The sequence below is a fragment of the Stenotrophomonas sp. HMWF023 genome (assembly GCF_003060985.1).
GTDB lineage: Bacteria > Pseudomonadota > Gammaproteobacteria > Xanthomonadales > Xanthomonadaceae > Stenotrophomonas > Stenotrophomonas lactitubi.
On sequence record NZ_QAIJ01000019.1, the window covers coordinates 1 to 1430 of the forward strand.

General features: G+C 66.4%; 2 protein-coding genes. One reads left to right on the forward strand and one right to left on the reverse strand.

Annotation, left to right across the window (positions count from 1 at the left end; translation table 11 throughout):
* Positions 1-342 (forward strand): transposase (locus DBR20_RS00610; protein WP_108264820.1); only part of this gene is annotated, 342 nt, incomplete at its 5' end.
* A 66-nt stretch (positions 343-408) separates the two neighbouring features.
* On the opposite strand, the gene DBR20_RS00615 is transcribed toward DBR20_RS00610, so the two are convergent.
* On the reverse strand, positions 409-1359 hold the full coding sequence (locus tag DBR20_RS00615; RefSeq protein WP_089239291.1) for an aspartate carbamoyltransferase catalytic subunit: 951 nt from the start codon (positions 1357-1359) through the stop codon (positions 409-411).
* Between the last annotated feature and the right edge of the window lie 71 nt (positions 1360-1430).

Sequence of the window (1430 nt, forward strand, 5' to 3'; positions counted from 1 at the left end):
GGCTTCACCCGCTCGATCGCCTACGTAGTCATGCCTGATCACATTCACTGGCTGGTCGAACTGCGTGCGGGAACCCTGGAAACCGTCATGAAGCGCTTCAAATCGCGCACGGCGCAGCAGGCAAACCGGTTATTGGGAAGAGTCGGGCGTTTCTGGCAGGCCTGCTACCACGATCATGCGATCCGCTCGGACGAATCGTTGTACCGGCATGCGCTGTACCTGATGGGCAATCCGATCAGGGCGGGTCTGACGACGCAGTTGGGGCGGTATCGGCACGCATGGTGCGAGTGGGAGCTTGAGGCCTTGGGTGATCGGCCGGAGGCATTCAGCACGGACGGATAGGGCCAACCAAGGTTGGCATCTACCAAAGCAGTGCACGTGCCAACCAAGGTTGGCACCCACCGGCAATCAACCCAACAGGGTTTCCAGCACGGCCATGCGCACGGCAACGCCGTTGGCGACCTGGCGCAGCACCCACGACTGCGGGCCGTCGGCCACGTCGTCGGTCACTTCCACGCCGCGGTTGATCGGGCCCGGGTGCAGCACGGCTGCATCCTTGCCGGCGCGGGCCAGGCGTGCGGTATTCAGGCCGTACTGCGCGTGGTACTGCTCCAGCGACGGCACCAGGCCTTCTTCCATGCGCTCGCGCTGCAGGCGCAGCATCATCAGCGCGTCGACGCCTTCCAGCATCGCGTCGAAATCATCACCGACCACGCAGCCCTTCAGGGTGTCGTCGTCCGGCAGCAGCGACTGCGGGCCGCACACGCGGATCTCGCCCACGCCCAGCGTGCGCAGCGCATGCAGGTCGGTGCGGGCCACGCGCGAGTGCTTGACGTCGCCGACGATCACCACCTTCATCTTCGAGAAGTCCGGGCCCTTGGCCTGGCGCAGGGTCAACATGTCCAGCAGGCCCTGGGTCGGGTGCGAGCTGCGGCCGTCGCCGGCATTGACCAGTGCGGTGCCCTCGCCCGCCACGGCAGCCAGCGCTGCCACGGCGCCGTCGTCCGGGTGGCGTACGACGAAACCACGCACGCCCATCGCTTCCAGGTTCTTCAGCGTGTCGCAGGCGGTTTCGCCCTTGCGCGTTGACGAAGTGGAGGCGTCGAAGTTCAGCACGTCCGCACCCAACCGCTGCGCCGCCAGATGGAACGAGCTGCGGGTACGGGTGGAGGGTTCGAAGAACAGGGTGCACACCGCCGATCCGCCCAGCACGTGGCGCTTGTTGCCGACGCGGCCCACCGCGGCATCGCGGATCTGGCCGGCGCGGTCGAGCAATTGCACCAGGGTGTCGCGGGGAAGACCTTCAAGCGTCAACAGGTGGCGCAGGCGGCCGGAGTCATCGAGTTGCTGGGCGGTCATGGCGGGGTTCGTATCGTCAGGGAATGGGAATGGCGTCGTCCGGCGACGACAACCAGCGGTCGATGATCACC

Excerpts from the sequence above, each read along its gene's own strand:
- DBR20_RS00615 (WP_089239291.1), bottom strand. The coding sequence starts at position 1,359 with ATGACCGCCCAGCAACTCGATGACTCCGGCCGCCTGCGCCACCTGTTG.